Raw genomic sequence first — 17162 nt, 5'->3', positions numbered from 1 at the left:
GTATTTAATGGCAGGGGCGGCTGGATTCGAACCAACGGATGCCGAGATCAAAACCCGGTGCCTTACCACTTGGCGACGCCCCTAAAATACACAATCTACAGATGAAAAATAATGGCAGGGGCGGCTGGATTCGAACCAACGGATGCCGAGATCAAAACCCGGTGCCTTACCACTTGGCGACGCCCCTATCATATAACACTGAAATGATTTAACGGTGATTCATCTAGGCTGTTCACAATGTAAGCTTTACACGGTGAGTTTGCTAAAATTTCATCGATATTCATAGCAGTTGTTACTTCAGTAAAAACACAAGCACCTGTACCTGTAAGTTTTGCAATACCGAACTGATCTAAGTATTGCATTGCTTCATTGACTTCAGGGTATAAACTTCTTGCTAGTGGCTCAAAGTTGTTTCCGAAATCAGATGGCTTTATCTGATAGGCGCAAAATTTAGTAGGCTTCGTGTTTCTTGTCAATGTTTTTTGTGAAAAAAGCAGTTGAGTGCTGATAAAACAGTCAGGTTTGAGCACAATGTATTGTTTTTGATCTAAGTCTATGAATGTTAATTGTTCACCAATGCCTTCGGCCCATGCATTTCGCCCATAGATAAAAATGGGGACATCTGCGCCCAAGGCTACACCGAGTTCTGCTAATTGTTCAATTGATAAACCACAATTCCAAAGTTGATTGACCACAATTAGGGTGGTTGCTGCATTGGAGGAGCCACCACCTAAACCTGCTCCCATAGGAATATTTTTTTCAATGCTGATTTTTAAACCCATTGGTGTTTTTGCAAATGGTTTTAAGATTTGAGTGGCTTTATATATCAGATTGTTTTCTAAGTCCACGCTGTTTAAACCAACAATTGAAATATCAATACTTGCTGTCTGGTTGAATTCTAGCCAATCAAATAAATCAATCAGCTGGAAAATACTTTGGAGTTCGTGATAACCATTTTCACGGCGACCAGTAATATGCAAAAACAAATTTAGTTTTGCAGGAGAGGGGGCTCGAATCATAGAAATTTAAACTTTTAAAAATTTAACGATTTTGAATAACCATTGTAATACGGTTTTCTTTACCTGCTTCAAGTTGTTGCTTTAAAATCAACTTGTTCGGTAGGCTTGCATTATCATTATAACTTAAGTTTACAATCCAGCCATCTTCATTGATTTGTGAGATACGTTGTGCTGAATCAGTTTGAATGAGAGCGTCATTTGTTGCGGGTCGTGCTTGCACCCAATCGACGATATGGGTAATCGGTGCAACCCAGCCAGTCGCGCGTTCTAGTAATTCTTCTGGCGTTTCTGCTGTTATTAGTCCAGTTTTTGAGCTATTTAAGCTAACTTCGCCTGGTTTTCCTGCAATGATGGTTTTGCCTAGTCCTAAAATACCATTCAGTTGAATATCAAAATTTTCTTGATTTTGCACCCAAGTATAAAAAGCGCTACCTGATTGTTGTGGAGTTTTAACTCCAATTTTACCTTCTAAACTAAACTGATTAATTGGCTTTTGTATATCATTTTGATGGGGCGGCATTTCAATGGTTGGTGTGCTCTGAACGGGTTTAACGACTTTTTGACAGCCTGTAAACCCTAAGCTCGCTGTAGCAGTAATAGCGAAAATAATTTTGCTCAATTGACGCATAAAAATAATTAGCTCTTTTTTAAATGTTGCGGTAACAATAACGAGTTTAATGGCTCTAATTGCGGATCATTGGGATGGTTTTGTTGTAGTTGTTGTAACACAGTACAAAATTGGAGTAAGGCGCCTTGCATATATAGCGATTTTGCATAACGAACTCCAATATTCACACTGTGACTAATTGCATAAGCTTTAGCTAAAGCATTAGATGATGTTTCAAAGTCATTTTGTAAAAAGCTAATATAGCCCAGTGTATCTAAAATTGAAGCTTGTTCAGGTGCATATTCCAAGGCATGTTCGGCATATTGGCGCGCCTCATCTAAACGCCTGTTTTGTAAAGCTAAAGTATAGGCATAAGCGTTTAAATAGGTTGGACTATTTGGTTCGAGTTGTAATAATTTTTTTAAGGCTTTATCAAGCTGCTCACGATCTTGAAAAGGATCAAGTAATAAGACTTCTGAATATAAAATTTCAGGATCATCTGGTAAATTTTTAACTGCCTCAGTGAGTAAGCGTAACGCTGCTTTTTTATTGTTCATTTTTTTTAGAATTTCAGCCTGCGCTTGATATAAAAAACTCGCATGCTGTGGGTAGTTGACTCGTTCCTGAGTTAAAAAGCGTAAAGCATCATTTAATTTCTGTTGTTGCTCATAAATTGAAATCAAATTACGTCTAGACACGGTATATAGATTGCCATCTACTAAACGATAATAGGCTTTAGCTGTTTCAAAATGCTGTTTACGCTCCGCATTGACTGCTAAATAAAAGTAAGCATCATTTTGATATTGTGCTGAGTAGCGTAGCTCGACCAAGTATTGTTCAGCTTGATCATATTTTTTTAAATCGATAGCGGTTAAGCCAGCAATAAATAGTGCATCTTCTGCATCTGGCCATGTTTTAAGAATTTTTTCTAGTTTATCTAGTGCGACCTCGGATTGATTAACTTTGATGAGATAACGAACTTCAGCTAAGCGAATATCTAAATTATATGGGTGTTTTCGACTACTAGTTTCAAACCAATCTAAAGTCGCCTGTTCATCGCCCAAAGCCATCAGTAAGTTGGCCTTCATGAGAATAAAACCTGTGGTTTTAGAGCGTTTTCTCAGGGCTTTGTTGACGGTTTTTAGTGCTGACTCAATTTGGTTGTTTTGTGCCTCTAAACCGGCAATCAGAATAAGCACAGACGGATTTTCTTTTTCTTTACTAGTACGTAATGTGCCAAGTAAATTTTGACGATCCTCTTCTGATTCTGGTGCAATTCCTTCTAGGATTTTTTCTAAATCGGCATTTGGGTCAATGGTTAGAATACTATCTAGAGTTTCAGCAGCCAGTTCATATTCATGTGTTTTTAATGCAATATGCGCTAAATAAAACTTTGCTGGGACATCTTTAGGCTCTTGAACCACCCAATGTGTCGCAATATCTAGGGCTGCTTTTAAGTCATTCTGTTCAAGTGCGACATTGAGTGCACGTTGCTTGACGGTGGTTGAATCACTGCGGATTGCCAGTACAGTATAATTGTGTAAAGCGGTTGCTGTATCATGATAGGCCAAGGCAAACTCAGCGATCATGCTCTGTTTTACAGCTTCAGTATTATATTTTGCATGATATATTTCTCCAGATGCTCTAATATGAGCACTAGAAGCCATGCTACCAACAAGTAAGAATGTGGTAGAATATTGCTTTATATTCATGCCGTTTATGCGGCTGTTTGTTTGACGCAATTTCTCTTGATCCAAGTAATGCTTTTTATGACACCGTTATTGCACAATAGCATAAATTTAGCGAAATGATGACCTGATATGTCTTTCTTTGTATTAGGTGTCAATCATCAGACGGCTTCTGTAGAGCTACGTGAGCGAGTTGCTTTTAATCCTGAGCGTTTAAAAGATTTACTTGCCGTACAACGCCAGCATCAATCCTTAAATGATATGGTGGTCGTTTCTACATGTAACCGTACTGAAGTCTATGCCATGGCTGAAAATGCTGAAATGGTATTAGATTGGCTCGCCCATACCAATGGTATTGATGTAAAACAATTGTCAAAACATGTGTATCGTTATGAAGATACACAAGCAGTTTCACATTTAATGCGGGTTGCCAGTGGGCTCGATTCATTGATGCTCGGTGAACCACAGATTTTAGGTCAAGTCAAAACAGCACTGTCTTTAGCTAAAGATGCTGAAATTGTTTCACAAAACTTAAATCAAATTTTTGAATATGCCTTTTATGCAGCAAAACGAGTTCGTTCTGAAACTGCTGTAGGCAGTCATGCAGTATCTATGGGTTATTCAGTGGCGCAATTGGCATTGCAAGTCTTTAGTCAGCCTGAAAAACTAACCGTAATGGTGGTTGCTGCGGGAGAGATGAATAGTCTTGTTGCTAAGCATTTGGCTGAAATGGGCGTGGCAAAAATTCTGATTTGTAACCGTGGGCAAGAGCGTGCGGCAATACTCGCGCAAGAAATCACAGCTCGTGTTGAGGTGGAAATCATTCCTTTTGATGAGCTTGCACAGCATTTGCATCATGCGGATGTCATTTCTAGTTGTACAGGAAGTTTGCATCAGGTCATTTCATTTATAGATGTAAAAACCGCACTGAAAAAGCGTCGTTATAAGCAAATGCTCATGGTTGATTTGGCTGTGCCTCGTGATATTGATCCAAAGGTAGAAACCTTGGATGGTGTTTACTTGTATGGTGTAGACGATTTACAAAGCGTCATTGATGATAATTTGGCTCAACGCAGACAAGCTGCGGTGGAAGCTGAAGTGATGGTGAATAAGTTAGTTACGCAATTGGTCACACAGCAAAAAGTGCATGAAGCGGGTGGGACGATTAGTCATTATCGTGAGCAAGGTGAGCAACTGAGCCATGAAGAATTGTCCTTGGCGTTAGAGCATTTAACTGCAGGCGAAAGTCCTGAAAAAGTTTTAGAAAATTTTGCACATAGGCTCACGCAAAAACTTTTGCACCCAACATCGATGTTATTGCGGAATGCTGCTCAGCACGAAGACCCATCTCACTTTGAGTGGTTACAAGAAAATTTAGATGAAATTTTTCAAAATCAACGCAAGCCAAAATCGCATTAAGGCGTCTTTTATTTAGCTGTGAACTAATTTTAAGCTGATTTTTTTGGTCAGCTCATTCAGCTGTTGTCTTAAATTACGTGATTCAATAAGGGATTGCGGTGCTTTAAGTTTATCTTTGAGATATTTTTCTTGCAACGCTAAACTGTATTCTGATGCTAATTTATCAGCCATTTCAGGGGCATGTGTTAGTGCTGGAATATTAGTGCGTTGCATAATTTCTGCAAGTTCTAAATGATATGCACTACATGCACCTAAAATATAATAAGTTGCTAATTCTTGATCATCCGGAAGTTCATCAAAAATTTTATCAAAAGTCGCGAGAATTTGCGCCAAGAGTTCGTAGGGCTGAATAAAGGCACGTAATACTTCAAAATGAATATATAAAAAAGGGTGATGCATTAAAATTGCGACTGCAAAGTCCTCATCTTTGGTGCGAATATTAAAAGAGAGCGAAGCGTCTAAATTGACTTGTGGTTGCCATTTTTTATTAAAACCCAATTTTTCTCTAAAGAATTGACGCAACAGATAACGATATGAACCGAGCTTGGGTAACAATTCGGTGAGTTGATTCAGTTCAGCCATTACCTGACTTTTACCTTCAGGTGTGGTGATGTCATATTGTTGGCTTAGAAGTGCAAAAACAAAGTCCGAAAGTAGCGGAGCTTGCTGCCATTCTCTGTGGAATGTTTCGATACCTTCCTTGCGAATAAGAGAGTCTGGATCATGTTCTTTAGGCATGACAAAGAACTTGAGTTCCCGGCCATCATTTAATAATGGGAGCGCAATTTCTAACGTTCGACGTGCCGCTTTTTGACCAGCTGCATCACCATCAAAAGCAATGGTAATTTGATTGTTTTGTTTAAATAAAATATTTAAATGTTCAGTATTGCTTGCTGTTCCAAGAGTTGCGACAGCACCAGAAATACCATATTGCTGTAGCGCAATGACATCCATGTAACCTTCAACCATTAACCAGTCTTGTGCCTTGTGTTTACGTCCTTCGTATAAACCGTAGAGTAATTGATTCTTATGAAAGACTTCAGAGTCAGGTGAGTTGATGTATTTAGGTTTAATTTCATCATTTAAAGCACGACCGCCAAAACCGACAATACGCCCTTTAGGGTCCCGAATCGGAAAAATGACACGCTCACGTAATAAATCGAAATCACGTCCATTATCACTGGATCGAATTAAACCGACCAGTTTTAAACCTTCAATATCTTGTGGGAAGGCTTTTTCTAAATGTTGCCAATCTTCAGGTGCATAGCCTAACCGCCAAAACTGAATGGTTTCTGCACTTAATCCACGTTTTTTAAAATATTGTTGTGCTGTTTTACTTTGAGGTAATTGTCGTTCGTAAAACTGTGCTACATTTTCCAAAAGGTCATACAGATTGCCATCTTGAACGATATGTTGTTGCGGAATTTCAAAATCGTATTGAGCGGGATCAAAATCTGGATAGTTTTGAAAGGCTTCAAAAGGATCGGTGGAATGTTCTGTAGATGGTGTTAGATCTGATGATTGTGGTACTGATGGTGTAAGTGATACTGCTGTTGCAGTAACAATTTTGGGTGTTTCGCGCTTATAAGAAAGCCGTTTATGATCTTGATTATCTTTCGGTAACTCAATCCCTGTTTGGCTAGATAAATCTTTAATGACATCAATAAAATTACGACTTTCAAGATCCATTAGAAAACGAATGGCATTACCATTGGCCTGACAGCCAAAGCAGTGAAAGTACTGTTTATCTCGATAGACATGGAATGATGGCGATTTTTCCTGATGGAACGGGCAGCAGCCTGAATAGGTACGTCCTGTTTTTTTCAGTTTCACACGCTGACCAATTAAATCGACAATATCTGTGCGATCTAAAATTTGATCTATCGTATGCTGTGGAATTGCCATAAAAGAAGCCAAACTTAAACTTGAGAAAAATACGGTACTCAGTTTAACGTAGATTTGATTTTAAAAATATCAAAGCATAAAAAAGACGGGTAAAAACCCGTCTGATCGTTATATTCAATATGCTTTATTTATTGCGTTGACTGTCGTTTAGGCTTTCGTTGACAGGAGTATAGTCACCTGAAGTTGGCTGTTGTTCAGACTTATCTAGTAAACCGAAACTCATACGATTCAACCAACTGTGTTCAGTAGCTGAGGTTTTTTCTTTAATCGTAGTTTCTTGTGTATCTGCTGTTTCTTGGCGACCTAACACACCTAGAGTAGCGCGATTCCACCAACTACCTTTTTTACGTGCTGCACGTAAATTTACTTCACCATTAGGTTTTACTAAATGTGGGTAATTAATCTTTAAAACGTTGATGTATTGTTGGGCAGTCGTTGTATCGCCTAATTTGCCATATGCATACGCCATCGTTGCTAATGCTTCTGGAATTTGTGGTGATTGCGGATAGTGTTCAGTAACCCATTGTGAGCGTTCAATCGCAGCTAACCAAGCTTGGCGTTTAATGTTAAAACGCGCAGCATTCATTTCACTTTCAGCCAATTCTTGGCTGATAAATTTCATACGTTGCGCAGCATCTACAGCATATTGGCTACTTGGATAACGACGAATAAAATCAACAAAATTTTGATAAGCAACTTTTAAATAACCGACATCACGATGGGCTTGTTTTAATGAGGTATAGCGCATCAAGTTGTCATAGTTTTGTTCCATATTCGCCACACCACGAATATAGTAAGCATAGTCCGCATTTGGATGTTGCGGATTTAGCCGGATAAAACGATCTGCGAGGGCAATGGTGCCTTCATAATCTTTTTGTTTGAATTTAGCATAGAGCAATTCTAATTGAGCCTGCTGGGCATAATTACCTGTTGGATAGTAGGTATCAATTGCTTCTAGTGATTTTGCTGCATCGCCATATTGTCCACGATCCAATGCTTTTTGGGCTTTATTGAAATAAATTTGCTCACTAGATTGGGGTCCAGTATCAATAACTTCTTTCTTCGGATTGCTGCTACAGCCCACTAAAGCCGTTGCTAAACCTAAGGATAATGCAAGCATTGTAACTTTATAATGTGGTAGCGACATAAAAATTCCTCTGTTTATACGGGCAATAGGCTACAATTGCGCTATTAAACCACTTTTGTCCGAATGAGCAAATGACTTCAGCACAATCTTCTAATTCTAATGTCCCAGAAAATGATTTCAATTTACTTGAAGATTCTGAGGATGCAGATAATCATACTTCTGCCCCAACTGCAACACGTTTATCGTTGCAATTTCAACTGGATGAAAGCTATTTAGGGCAACGAATAGATCAAGTTGCAGCCAGCGTTTGGAGTGATTTTTCACGTGAAAAACTGAAACAGTGGATGCAAGCCGGCCATTTGTTGGTGAATGGTAACATTGTTAAGCCAAAGTACAAATGTGATGGTACAGAGCATCTTACTTTAGACGTGGAGCTTGAGGCTCAAACTTCAGCACAGCCCGAAAATATTCCTTTAGATATTATTTATGAAGATGACGATATTCTCATCATCAATAAACATATTGGAATGGTGGTGCATCCTGGTGCGGGAAATCCAAACGGAACCTTGGTGAATGCACTCTTATATCATCATCCAAAAGCCGCGGAATTATCTCGCGCAGGTTTGGTGCATCGTATCGATAAAGACACTAGTGGTTTGTTGGTGGTTGCGAAAACGTTGGAGGCTCAATTTTCACTGAGTAAACAGCTTGCTAAAAAATCAGTGTATCGAATTTATGATTTGATCACTTATGGCACTATTATTGCGGGTGGAACGATTGATGAGCCAATTAAACGTCATCCTGTAGATCGTATCAAGATGGCGGTATTACCTGGCGGACGTGATGCGGTTACGCACTACAATGTGAAAGAGCGTTTCCAAAACTTTACTCGAGTGCAGGCGCAGCTTGAAACTGGGCGTACCCATCAAATTCGAGTACATTTTATGTATCTTGGTTATCCTTTGTTGGGTGACCCAGTTTATGTTGGGCGAATTCGTATACCAGCAGGTGCTTCTGAAACCTTAACTGATGCATTAAGAGGATTTAAACGTCAAGCGCTGCATGCGACTAAATTAGGTTTAGTCCACCCACGTACGGGTGAAGAAATGATGTTTGAAGCACCTTGGGCTGAAGACTTTGCAGCTTTGGTGGAAGTACTACGTAAAGAGAATAAAGCATACTAATATTTGAGTCACTGAGCATTCGATTCAGTGTTGTAGATTTAGTGTGATCGCCTAATTAAAATAATTTTTATTTTAATTAGGCTTACGCGCAGGATTGTGTACATGTTTATATTGATATGGCTTTTTTGATATCAATGTGAAATTTTGTTCAATAGTCGTAGATTATATTGTTAGTCTAATTCAAGGCTTTGATTGTGAAATATTAGGGAGAGTCCAATCACATGCAATTCGTTCAGGGTTTACCTCAAGGAATCTATGTGGGGCAAACCCATGTTCAACATCCGAAAGCATTAATTTCAGCACAGCCTGAATTGCAGGGCTTTAATTTGGCATTGCATGTGCAAGATGATCCACAGCGTGTGCAAAAACATCGTATGATTTTGTTGGATGAGCTTGCAGCATTTGGGGTAAATAAAATTACATGGATGACACAAACACATAGCACTATATGTCATAACATCAATGCAGAAGTGGCTTTTGATGCATTAGAGGGTGATGGCTTAGTGACGCAAACCAAAGGTCATGCTTTGATGATGATGACTGCCGATTGCTTACCGATTGTTTTAGGAAATGTACAAGGTAGTGAAATTGCTAATTTACATGCAGGATGGCGAGGGCTTGCAGCAGGTATTGTTGAAAATACTATTGCTACAATGCAGTCTCAACCAACATGGGCATGGTTAGGGGCGGCAATTAGTCAACCTTGTTTTGAAATCGGGGCTGAAGTTAAAGCAGCTTTTTGTAATCAATATGCGGCTTTAGAGTCGGCTTTTGAAGTGGGCGAAAATTCTGGTAAATATTATGCAGACTTATATGCGATTGCGCGTTATATCTTAAAACAACAGGGTGTAAGCAACATATTCGGTGGGGATCAGTGTTCTTACCAAAATCTTGATTTTTACTCATATCGCCGTCATACCAAAACGGGTCGCATGGCTACATTCGTATTTATGCAATAAAAAATGTTAAACTTAGCTAAAATGTAATGCCTTTTAAATATGTCTGATCAGTCTAAATCTCTCGCTATTGCTTATCACAGTCCTTATGGACACACTGCAAAAGTTGCACAATACATTGGCCAAGGTGCTGAAAAACTAGATATCCATGTTCAAGTTATGGATATTGAAAATATTGATTGGGAATTTCTGGATCAAGCTGACGCGATACTGTTCGGTTCTCCAACGTACATGGGAAGTGTGACAGGTCCATTTAAAATGTTTATGGATTCAACCTCTAAACGTTGGAGGGATCAATCTTGGCGAGGTAAGCTTGCGGCAGGATTTACCAACTCGGGTGGCTTGAGTGGTGATAAACTTTCGGTTTTACAGCAAATTAACTTATTTGCTATGCAACATGGTATGTTGTGGAGTGGTCTCTCGTTAATGCCAACAGGTATACAGCCACATGATTTGAATCGTTTAGCCAGTTATTTAGGCTTAATGACACAATCTGATAATGCTTCTGTAGAAATTACCCCACCTCAAGGTGATTTAGATACAGCATTATGGTTTGGCGAGCATATGGCCTTGCAAATACTTCGATTAAATTCAAAATAAATAAAAAACCTCCAATTGGAGGTTTTTTTATGGTCTAGGCTTTTATTTATGGAAAATACGGGCTTTATCACGTTGCCAATCTCGATCTTTTTCAGTGGCACGTTTGTCATGTAGCTGTTTACCTTTTACTAAGGCGATTTCAATTTTAGCTAAGCGACCTTTCCAATAGCAGGCTAAAGGTACACAGGTATAACCTTTTTGATTAATCGCACCTAAAAGTTTTTCAATTTCACGACGGGATAGCAAAAGTTTCCGAGTACGAGTTGCTTCAGGAACAACATGGGTTGATGCAGACAGTAAAGGTTGAATTTGTGCACCAAACAAAAATGCTTCATTGTTTTTGAACGTAATATAGCTTTCAGTGATCGTCATGCGTCCAGCACGTAAAGATTTAACTTCCCAGCCTTGTAATGATAAGCCGGCTTCAAATTTTTCTTCGATAAAATAATCGTGGCGCGCGCGTTTATTTTGCGCGATAGTTCCACCATTATTTTTTTTAACCACTATTGTTTTCGACATAATACAAATATTCCAAGATTAGACATATTTTGCCTTAAACTCAGCATAAGGTGAAGTGATTTCAATTTTAAGCAGAATGTTCGCTAAAAATTAAGTTTTTGGTAAACTATGGGCACAAATAACAAACTAGAGTAAAAATGGATGTCTAAAACTCGTGTCATCTATCCGGGGACGTTTGATCCAATTACCAATGGTCATGTCGATTTAGTTGCTCGCGCAGCCAGAATGTTTGATGAGGTCGTGGTTGCAATTGCAATTGGACATCATAAGAATCCAGTATTTAGTTTGGATGAGCGTGTGCGATTGGCAAAAATTTCTTTAAGTCATCTTGAAAATGTGGAATTTGTCGGCTTTGATGGTTTGTTGGTAAATTTTGCTCGTGAACAAAATGCAACGGCAGTACTGCGGGGATTACGTGCCGTTTCAGATTTTGAATACGAATTCCAATTGGCAAATATGAATCGTCAGTTAGATCAGCATTTTGAAACAGTATTTTTGACACCATCTGAACAATTTTCGTTTATTTCGTCGACGATGGTTCGAGAAATTGCAAGATTAAAAGGTGATGTGAGTAAATTTGTACCACAATGTGTCGTAGAAGCCTTTAATCGTAAGCATCAACAAGGTTGGTAGAGTGTCTTTATATATAACCGATGAATGCATCAATTGTGATGTCTGTGAGCCAGTATGCCCCAATGAGGCGATTTTCATGGGTGAACTCATCTATGAAATTCACCCAGATTTGTGTACTGAATGCGTAGGACATTATGATGTGCCGCAGTGTGAACTTTTCTGTCCTGTTGACTGTATTCCACATGATCCGAATCATGTGGAAAGTCAGGATGATTTGATGGAAAAATATAAAAAACTAATTGCTCAAAAAAATGCCAGCAATTAAGTTGAAAGTTTGTTAAGATTCGCCTCGAAGTGAGCCAGACGATCGTCGCTGTGTAGATCTCCGTGATTGAAACAGGGGAGGAAAGTCCGGGCTTCATAGGGCAGGGTGCCAGGTAACGCCTGGGCGGTGTAAACCGACGGCAAGTGCAGCAGAGAGTAGACCGCCTCCATCAACATTTCTTTTCGAAGAAGTGGGAGGTAAGGGTGAAAGGGTGCGGTAAGAGCGCACCGCGTGTCTGGTAACAGTTCACGGCAAGGTAAACCCCACCAGAAGCAAGACCAAATAGGAATCCTGAGGCACGGCCCGTGCTGGATTCGGGTAGGTCGCTTGAGCGTACGAGTGATTGTACGCCTAGAGGAATGATCGTTCACGACAGAACCCGGCTTATCGGCTCACTTCAATAATTTTTTAAATTAGTGCTTGACGTACTATAATTTGTAGTAGATAATACGCGCACAAGTTTAAGGCTATGTAGCTCAGCTGGTTAGAGCACAGCACTCATAATGCTGGGGTCACAGGTTCAAATCCCGTCATAGCCACCACTTTTATAGACCACACTCACTAGTGTGGTCTTTTTTTATGCCAAATTTTAAGAATAATTTTATTGGTAAGCTTTATGGAGTGAATCTTTATACATGGCTAAATATAAAATTACCCTGATAACGATAGTTTTTAGTGACTATTCACATTGTATTGTATTTACGTCAATTTTAATTTTGGGGAAGTGTTGATTGTAAGCTTCTAAAATAGCTTGTTTTTCTGCATCACCAAAAATTTTACTCTGTAATTGCTGAATTTTATGGTCGGTGAGATATAAATGAGCGCAATGCATTGCAATTGTATTCTCTTGAGTAATTTTAAACTTCTCATCATCCTTGATTTTTTCAATATGATAGAGCTTTTGTTGAGCTTTGCTTAACTGTACTAAACTACGTTTTTGTTGCATATTTAAAAGTTGCTGTTGATTGATCCATTTGGCAACATCCATTCGAACGCCATTATAATCTACAAAAATAGGGCTAATCACCTGACAGGCTGTTAAAATCATACTGCATGCCAGTAGCGTAAATAATTTAAATTTCATCGTCATTTTAAAAAAATACTCATTGTTTTCTGTATTGTGCCGAATAAAATTAAAGAGTGTGTATTAATTTTAAGCATTTAATTATCAATTGTTTAAAGTGTGATCATTAGTATTGAACGGGACTTGACGCACGTGTTAGAACTACAGATAATACGCCCACAGTTTAAGGCTATGTAGCTCAGCTGGTTAGAGCACAGCACTCATAATGCTGGGGTCACAGGTTCAAATCCCGTCATAGCCACCATTTTTATAGACCATGCTCACTGCATGGTCTCTTTTTTTGTGCAGAATAAAAATAGAAAATGAGTTAGATATTTTAATAAAACTATTCTATTCGCAACTTATGAGCTTTTATCACTAGATTTATTTGATAGCTTTTTCTGCTAAATAATTCTCTATAAATTGATGAGTCTGCTTATTCATATAAAATGGGGCAATCAGGCTTTTAATGATGTCATCAAGTAGGCCTTGTTCATTCAGGACAGCTAGGCTATATGGCATAAAACGTAAGGCTTCGCTAACTAAGTCATCCTCATTCAAACCTACAGAATGTAGCAACTCTTGAAGTGTATATTCACCAAAATACTCATAGAAGCCTTCAACCACGCTTAAAATCAGTTGTTGCATATATTCAGTTTGGCGTAGCTCTTTCCAAGTTTCATAGACTAGAATAAAAAACTCTTCGAAGTCGATAGATTGAAATTGTGAAAAAGTTTCTTTAAGTGTTCTTTGTTTAATGTCTGACCATAGATGTAAACTGATGTCAGCAAGCTCTGCATTTGGCAGTAGTATGATTTGACCAATTTGTTTGATAAATACTTGAGCAAGTTGTTGTTCGAGTTTAAGTTCAATATATTGTTGTTGGTCTTGAATAAAGCCGAGCACTCTAGCACTTAGCCCATGCTGTTTGAGATTAATTTTGCGTAAATGATCAAGCCATGGCGTATTGTTTTCAAGAATTTGGTTGGCCAGTTGTAAACTTAGGTGCTGGATCTGTGGGTTTTCTTGTAAATTTTCTTGAATATAATGACGAACTTGTTCTAATTCTAATATTTTATACAACCATAATTCAAAGGATTCATCGGATAGTAAATCTTTAAATTGAGTTTGGCTGTGTACTGCATAATGGTGAATTTTTTGTGCCACAACACCAATGAACTCAAGGATATCTGCACCTAAATTTAGTTCAAAGGCATATTTTTGTACAACTTGTTGCAGTTGCTGGAGTTGAATAATATCTTTTAATAGGATGCTATCAGCATGCTGATAAACCTGATGAACAAATTGCTTAATATAAGTATTATTTTCAGAGTTTAATAATTGTTGTTGGGTGAAACGAACCTGCTCAAGCAATAGTGCTTGAGCAAATTCTTGAGCAAAGCTCGGTTGAAGAACAGATGTGTTGTTCACAGAGAGTTAAACACCAGGTTTCCAGCCATTGATGATTGGATAGCGACGTTCGCGGTTAAATGCGCGAGAAGTAATACGCGGACCAATCGCCGCTTGACGACGTTTATATTCGTTACAATCCACTAAGCGAATAATTTTTTCGACAATTTCTTTTTCGAAGCCTTTGGCGATGATGTCATCTTGGCTCATATCTTCTTCAAGATAAGCGTACAGAATGGCATCAAGCACATCATAAGCAGGTAATGAGTCTTGGTCTTTTTGATCTGGGCGAAGTTCTGCAGAAGGTGCACGGGTAATAACACGTTCCGGAATAACCGCTGTTTCACTAATACTATTACGATATTTTGCCAATTCAAAAACAATGCTTTTATACACATCTTTCAGGACTGCAAAGCCACCGACCATATCACCATAGAGTGTGCAATAACCAACAGCAAGTTCTGATTTATTCCCAGTAGAAAGGACTAAGTTGCCAAATTTATTAGATAAGCCCATCAATAACGTACCGCGTGCACGTGCTTGAATATTTTCTTCAGTAGCATCGGCAGGTGCATTGCCAAAGAATGGGAATAAAGTTTGCATATAGCTGTTTACGATTGGATGAATTTCGGCAATACCAAAAGTTACACCCATACGTTTTGCTTGTTCGGTTGCATCTTCTACACTGATTTGTGAAGTATAGGTATATGGCATCATCACTGCTTGAACTTTATCTGCACCAATAGCATCTACGGCAATCGCTAATGTTAATGCTGAATCGATACCACCAGATAAGCCTAGAATAACACCAGGGAAGCCTGAGCGTTGTACATAATCACGTGTTGCGATGACTAAGCTTTGATAAATTTCAGCCATGGTTGAAAGTGCTGGCGCAGCTTCAATAATTTTATAAGCTTTATTTTCGATTTCATAATCGACAACATATAGGCCTTCTTGAAAGCTTGGTGCTTGGAATGCAACAGCACCACTATTGTTGGTCACAAAGCTACTACCGTCAAAAACTAAATCATCTTGACCACCGACTTGGTTGGTATATACAAGATTAATATTTAATTGTTTTGATAATTCTTTTAGGGTTTCTATTCTGTGTTGTGGCTTACCAACTTCATACGGTGAAGCATTCAATACAAGAACAGATTCTACATTTAATTTTGCCAGTTGCTGTACTGTGTTTAGTGACCAGACATCTTCACAAATGAGGACACCAAATTTATGACCTAAGTATTCAAATACTAGATGTTGGTGGCCCTCACTAAAATAGCGATGTTCATCAAATACGCTATAATTAGGTAGAGTTTGTTTATTATAAACTCCCAATACCTGACCATCTTTCATAACTGCAGCTGAGTTATAACGTTGACCATCTTCAGTATTATTAACAAAACCGAACACCATCACGATGTCTTTCACCGCTGCAAGCTGTTCAAATGCTTGAAGCGTACGTTTTGCGATACTTGGACGAAGTAACAAGTCTTCTGCTGGGTAACCGATTGTAGAGAGTTCAGGGAAAACAATAATTTCTGCATTTTGTTTTTTAGCTTCATTGGCTTGTTCAATCATTTTTTGAACATTAGATGTGATGTCGCCAATGTGTGGAGAGAATTGCGCCAAAGCAATTTTAAAACTTTTCATTTAAATTAAATCCTATTCCTATAGGGTGGTGTGAACACAACTTGTTGATTTTTATATCTATAGTTATTCAACTGTGTGTAATTAGACATTTCAAATATTGCCCAACGGCGAAATATATAATCATCAATACGTGATTAAAATCTTTGTTTTCTTGCAAAGCAAAAATTACAGACAAGGGCTATTTTATCTTAAAAACAAACAGAAGCTAGCGTTTAAATAATAATATTCAATAACTACATAATATGATGATTCATTTAAAGTATTTTACTGATATAAACCAGTGACTTTTTTAGGATGAGTGCTTAGATTTATTGTAAAAATATCAAGTGATGAAAATTGCCCTGTAATAGTAAATTTTATTGATATGTAGTTGGCGGCAAAATAATATTTGGTATTTTTTTAAGAAAAATATCTTTTGCGATATCTCCTTGTTGTTCAATGTTGTAGTCAAAATAAGCTTTATCTGCTTTGAGCATATATTTATAAGGATTGTATTTTCCTAAAGTGCCATAGAACGCAATCTGTAAAATTGCACCTTGAAATAAGACATTGACCTTTCTTTGAAACTGATAAATATGCGCCATTTCATGAACAAAGATAGCCTGATATGCTAAATTTTGTTGGCTAAAGTCATCACAATAATCTGCATCTTTTAAATGAAGATACCCCTCTGGTGCCATTAAAATTCCTGCAGGCTGCCAAGGAAGGTAAGGATGATTCATAATTTTGACAAGATGATAATCAATTAAATCACCAAACACCGTTTTACAGATATTGATTTCGCCCTCAGTTAAGGAGCGGCATTTAAAACAATCAAGTTTTAACAGTCTAAACAGTATCCAATTGACATTAAGCATGTCATCTCAGTTATCCATGAATTTGGACTAAATTATACAATGCTTCAAAAAAGATAACGATGTATGTGAGTTAAAGCGCTAGCTAACAAATTTTGAGCCATGAAATCTTGCTAGCGACAATATTGCAGATTTTTATTTATGATTTCAATGACTCATCTTCTTACAGAAAGCGAATTACTTAATCTTAATTTTTTATATTTAAAAGACTGGGTATTTTTACGGATTCAATGAAGTGAATTGTCTAACAATATGATTAAGTCGTCATAAATTGCTAATGGTTTGACCTGAATTGCTAAT

General features: G+C 38.0%; 16 protein-coding genes, 4 tRNA genes and 1 other RNA gene. 9 read left to right on the top strand and 12 right to left on the bottom strand.

Going from position 1 to position 17162, the window contains the following annotated elements; genetic code table 11:
- Positions 1–8: 8 nt before the first annotated feature.
- The 5 genes from B9T27_RS11015 to B9T27_RS10995 form a co-directional block, all read right to left on the bottom strand.
- Positions 9–83, bottom strand: a tRNA-Gln gene (locus B9T27_RS11015).
- A gap of 29 nt (positions 84–112) precedes the next feature.
- Positions 113–187 (bottom strand) — tRNA-Gln (locus B9T27_RS11010).
- A gap of 1 nt (position 188) precedes the next feature.
- Positions 189–1019 carry a 4-(cytidine 5'-diphospho)-2-C-methyl-D-erythritol kinase gene (ispE, locus tag B9T27_RS11005; RefSeq protein ID WP_086206862.1) on the bottom strand — a complete coding sequence of 277 codons (831 nt, stop codon included), beginning with the start codon at positions 1017–1019 and terminating at the stop codon, positions 189–191.
- A gap of 22 nt (positions 1020–1041) precedes the next feature.
- Positions 1042–1647: a lipoprotein insertase outer membrane protein LolB gene (lolB, locus tag B9T27_RS11000; protein ID WP_086206861.1), complete on the bottom strand. Its 606-nt coding sequence runs from the start codon at positions 1645–1647 to the stop codon at positions 1042–1044.
- 8 nt (positions 1648–1655) lie between these two features.
- Entirely contained in the window at positions 1656–3368 is a 1713-nt protein-coding gene (locus tag B9T27_RS10995; RefSeq protein ID WP_213033017.1) for a tetratricopeptide repeat protein, read from the bottom strand.
- A 78-nt stretch (positions 3369–3446) separates the two neighbouring features.
- On the opposite strand from B9T27_RS10995, the gene hemA reads away from it, so the two are divergent.
- Positions 3447–4733 (top strand): glutamyl-tRNA reductase, encoded by a 1287-nt coding sequence (gene hemA / locus B9T27_RS10990; protein ID WP_086206859.1) that lies wholly within the window; start codon positions 3447–3449, stop codon positions 4731–4733.
- A gap of 12 nt (positions 4734–4745) precedes the next feature.
- Here hemA and B9T27_RS10985 read toward each other — a convergent pair whose 3' ends face one another.
- Together B9T27_RS10985 and B9T27_RS10980 are read right to left on the bottom strand one after the other, a co-directional pair.
- Positions 4746–6638, bottom strand: coding sequence for a DNA primase (locus tag B9T27_RS10985; protein WP_086206858.1), 1893 nt, complete (start codon positions 6636–6638; stop codon positions 4746–4748).
- A 124-nt stretch (positions 6639–6762) separates the two neighbouring features.
- A complete protein-coding gene (locus B9T27_RS10980; protein ID WP_086206857.1) occupies positions 6763–7785 on the bottom strand; it encodes an outer membrane protein assembly factor BamD in 1023 nt (340 codons plus the stop codon).
- A gap of 71 nt (positions 7786–7856) precedes the next feature.
- Here B9T27_RS10980 and rluD point away from each other — a divergent pair, with 71 nt between their 5' ends.
- The 3 genes from rluD (at position 7857) to B9T27_RS10965 (ending at position 10465) form a co-directional block, all read left to right on the top strand.
- Positions 7857–8909 (top strand): 23S rRNA pseudouridine(1911/1915/1917) synthase RluD, encoded by a 1053-nt coding sequence (gene rluD / locus B9T27_RS10975; protein ID WP_086206856.1) that lies wholly within the window; start codon positions 7857–7859, stop codon positions 8907–8909.
- A gap of 221 nt (positions 8910–9130) precedes the next feature.
- A complete protein-coding gene (gene pgeF / locus B9T27_RS10970) occupies positions 9131–9868 on the top strand; it encodes a peptidoglycan editing factor PgeF (RefSeq protein ID WP_086206855.1) in 738 nt (245 codons plus the stop codon).
- Positions 9869–9907: 39 nt separating this feature from the next.
- Positions 9908–10465 (top strand): flavodoxin family protein, encoded by a 558-nt coding sequence (locus B9T27_RS10965; protein ID WP_086206854.1) that lies wholly within the window; start codon positions 9908–9910, stop codon positions 10463–10465.
- A 42-nt stretch (positions 10466–10507) separates the two neighbouring features.
- On the opposite strand, the gene smpB is transcribed toward B9T27_RS10965, so the two are convergent.
- Positions 10508–10984: an SsrA-binding protein SmpB gene (gene smpB / locus B9T27_RS10960; RefSeq protein ID WP_086206853.1), complete on the bottom strand. Its 477-nt coding sequence runs from the start codon at positions 10982–10984 to the stop codon at positions 10508–10510.
- A gap of 141 nt (positions 10985–11125) precedes the next feature.
- Here smpB and coaD point away from each other — a divergent pair, with 141 nt between their 5' ends.
- The 4 genes from coaD (at position 11126) to B9T27_RS10940 (ending at position 12424) form a co-directional block, all read left to right on the top strand.
- Positions 11126–11617: a pantetheine-phosphate adenylyltransferase gene (gene coaD / locus B9T27_RS10955; protein ID WP_086206852.1), complete on the top strand. Its 492-nt coding sequence runs from the start codon at positions 11126–11128 to the stop codon at positions 11615–11617.
- Position 11618: 1 nt separating this feature from the next.
- Positions 11619–11882, top strand: coding sequence for a YfhL family 4Fe-4S dicluster ferredoxin (locus B9T27_RS10950; protein ID WP_086206851.1), 264 nt, complete (start codon positions 11619–11621; stop codon positions 11880–11882).
- Positions 11883–11908: 26 nt separating this feature from the next.
- Positions 11909–12285: RNase P RNA component class A (gene rnpB, locus B9T27_RS10945), an RNA gene on the top strand.
- 62 nt (positions 12286–12347) lie between these two features.
- Positions 12348–12424: transfer RNA gene (locus B9T27_RS10940), tRNA-Met, on the top strand.
- Between the two features lie 137 nt (positions 12425–12561).
- Here B9T27_RS10940 and B9T27_RS10935 read toward each other — a convergent pair.
- On the bottom strand, positions 12562–12966 hold the full coding sequence (locus B9T27_RS10935; RefSeq protein WP_086206881.1) for a hypothetical protein: 405 nt from the start codon (positions 12964–12966) through the stop codon (positions 12562–12564).
- Between the two features lie 167 nt (positions 12967–13133).
- On the opposite strand from B9T27_RS10935, the gene B9T27_RS10930 reads away from it, so the two are divergent.
- Positions 13134–13210 (top strand) — tRNA-Met (locus B9T27_RS10930).
- A 119-nt stretch (positions 13211–13329) separates the two neighbouring features.
- On the opposite strand, the gene B9T27_RS10925 is transcribed toward B9T27_RS10930, so the two are convergent.
- The 3 genes from B9T27_RS10925 to B9T27_RS10915 form a co-directional block, all read right to left on the bottom strand.
- The gene (locus B9T27_RS10925) at positions 13330–14376 is read right to left on the bottom strand and encodes a hypothetical protein (protein ID WP_086206850.1); all 1047 of its coding nucleotides are present in this window, start codon (positions 14374–14376) and stop codon (positions 13330–13332) included.
- A gap of 6 nt (positions 14377–14382) precedes the next feature.
- A complete protein-coding gene (locus B9T27_RS10920) occupies positions 14383–16008 on the bottom strand; it encodes an NAD+ synthase (protein ID WP_086206849.1) in 1626 nt (541 codons plus the stop codon).
- 356 nt (positions 16009–16364) lie between these two features.
- Positions 16365–16865, bottom strand: coding sequence for a hypothetical protein (locus tag B9T27_RS10915; RefSeq protein ID WP_086206848.1), 501 nt, complete (start codon positions 16863–16865; stop codon positions 16365–16367).
- Positions 16866–17162 lie beyond the last annotated feature (297 nt).

This window comes from Acinetobacter sp. ANC 4648 (assembly GCF_002135345.1).
Taxonomy (GTDB): domain Bacteria; phylum Pseudomonadota; class Gammaproteobacteria; order Pseudomonadales; family Moraxellaceae; genus Acinetobacter.
Note: the sequence above shows the minus strand (reverse complement) of the source record. Positions and strands in the feature narration are given on the sequence as shown.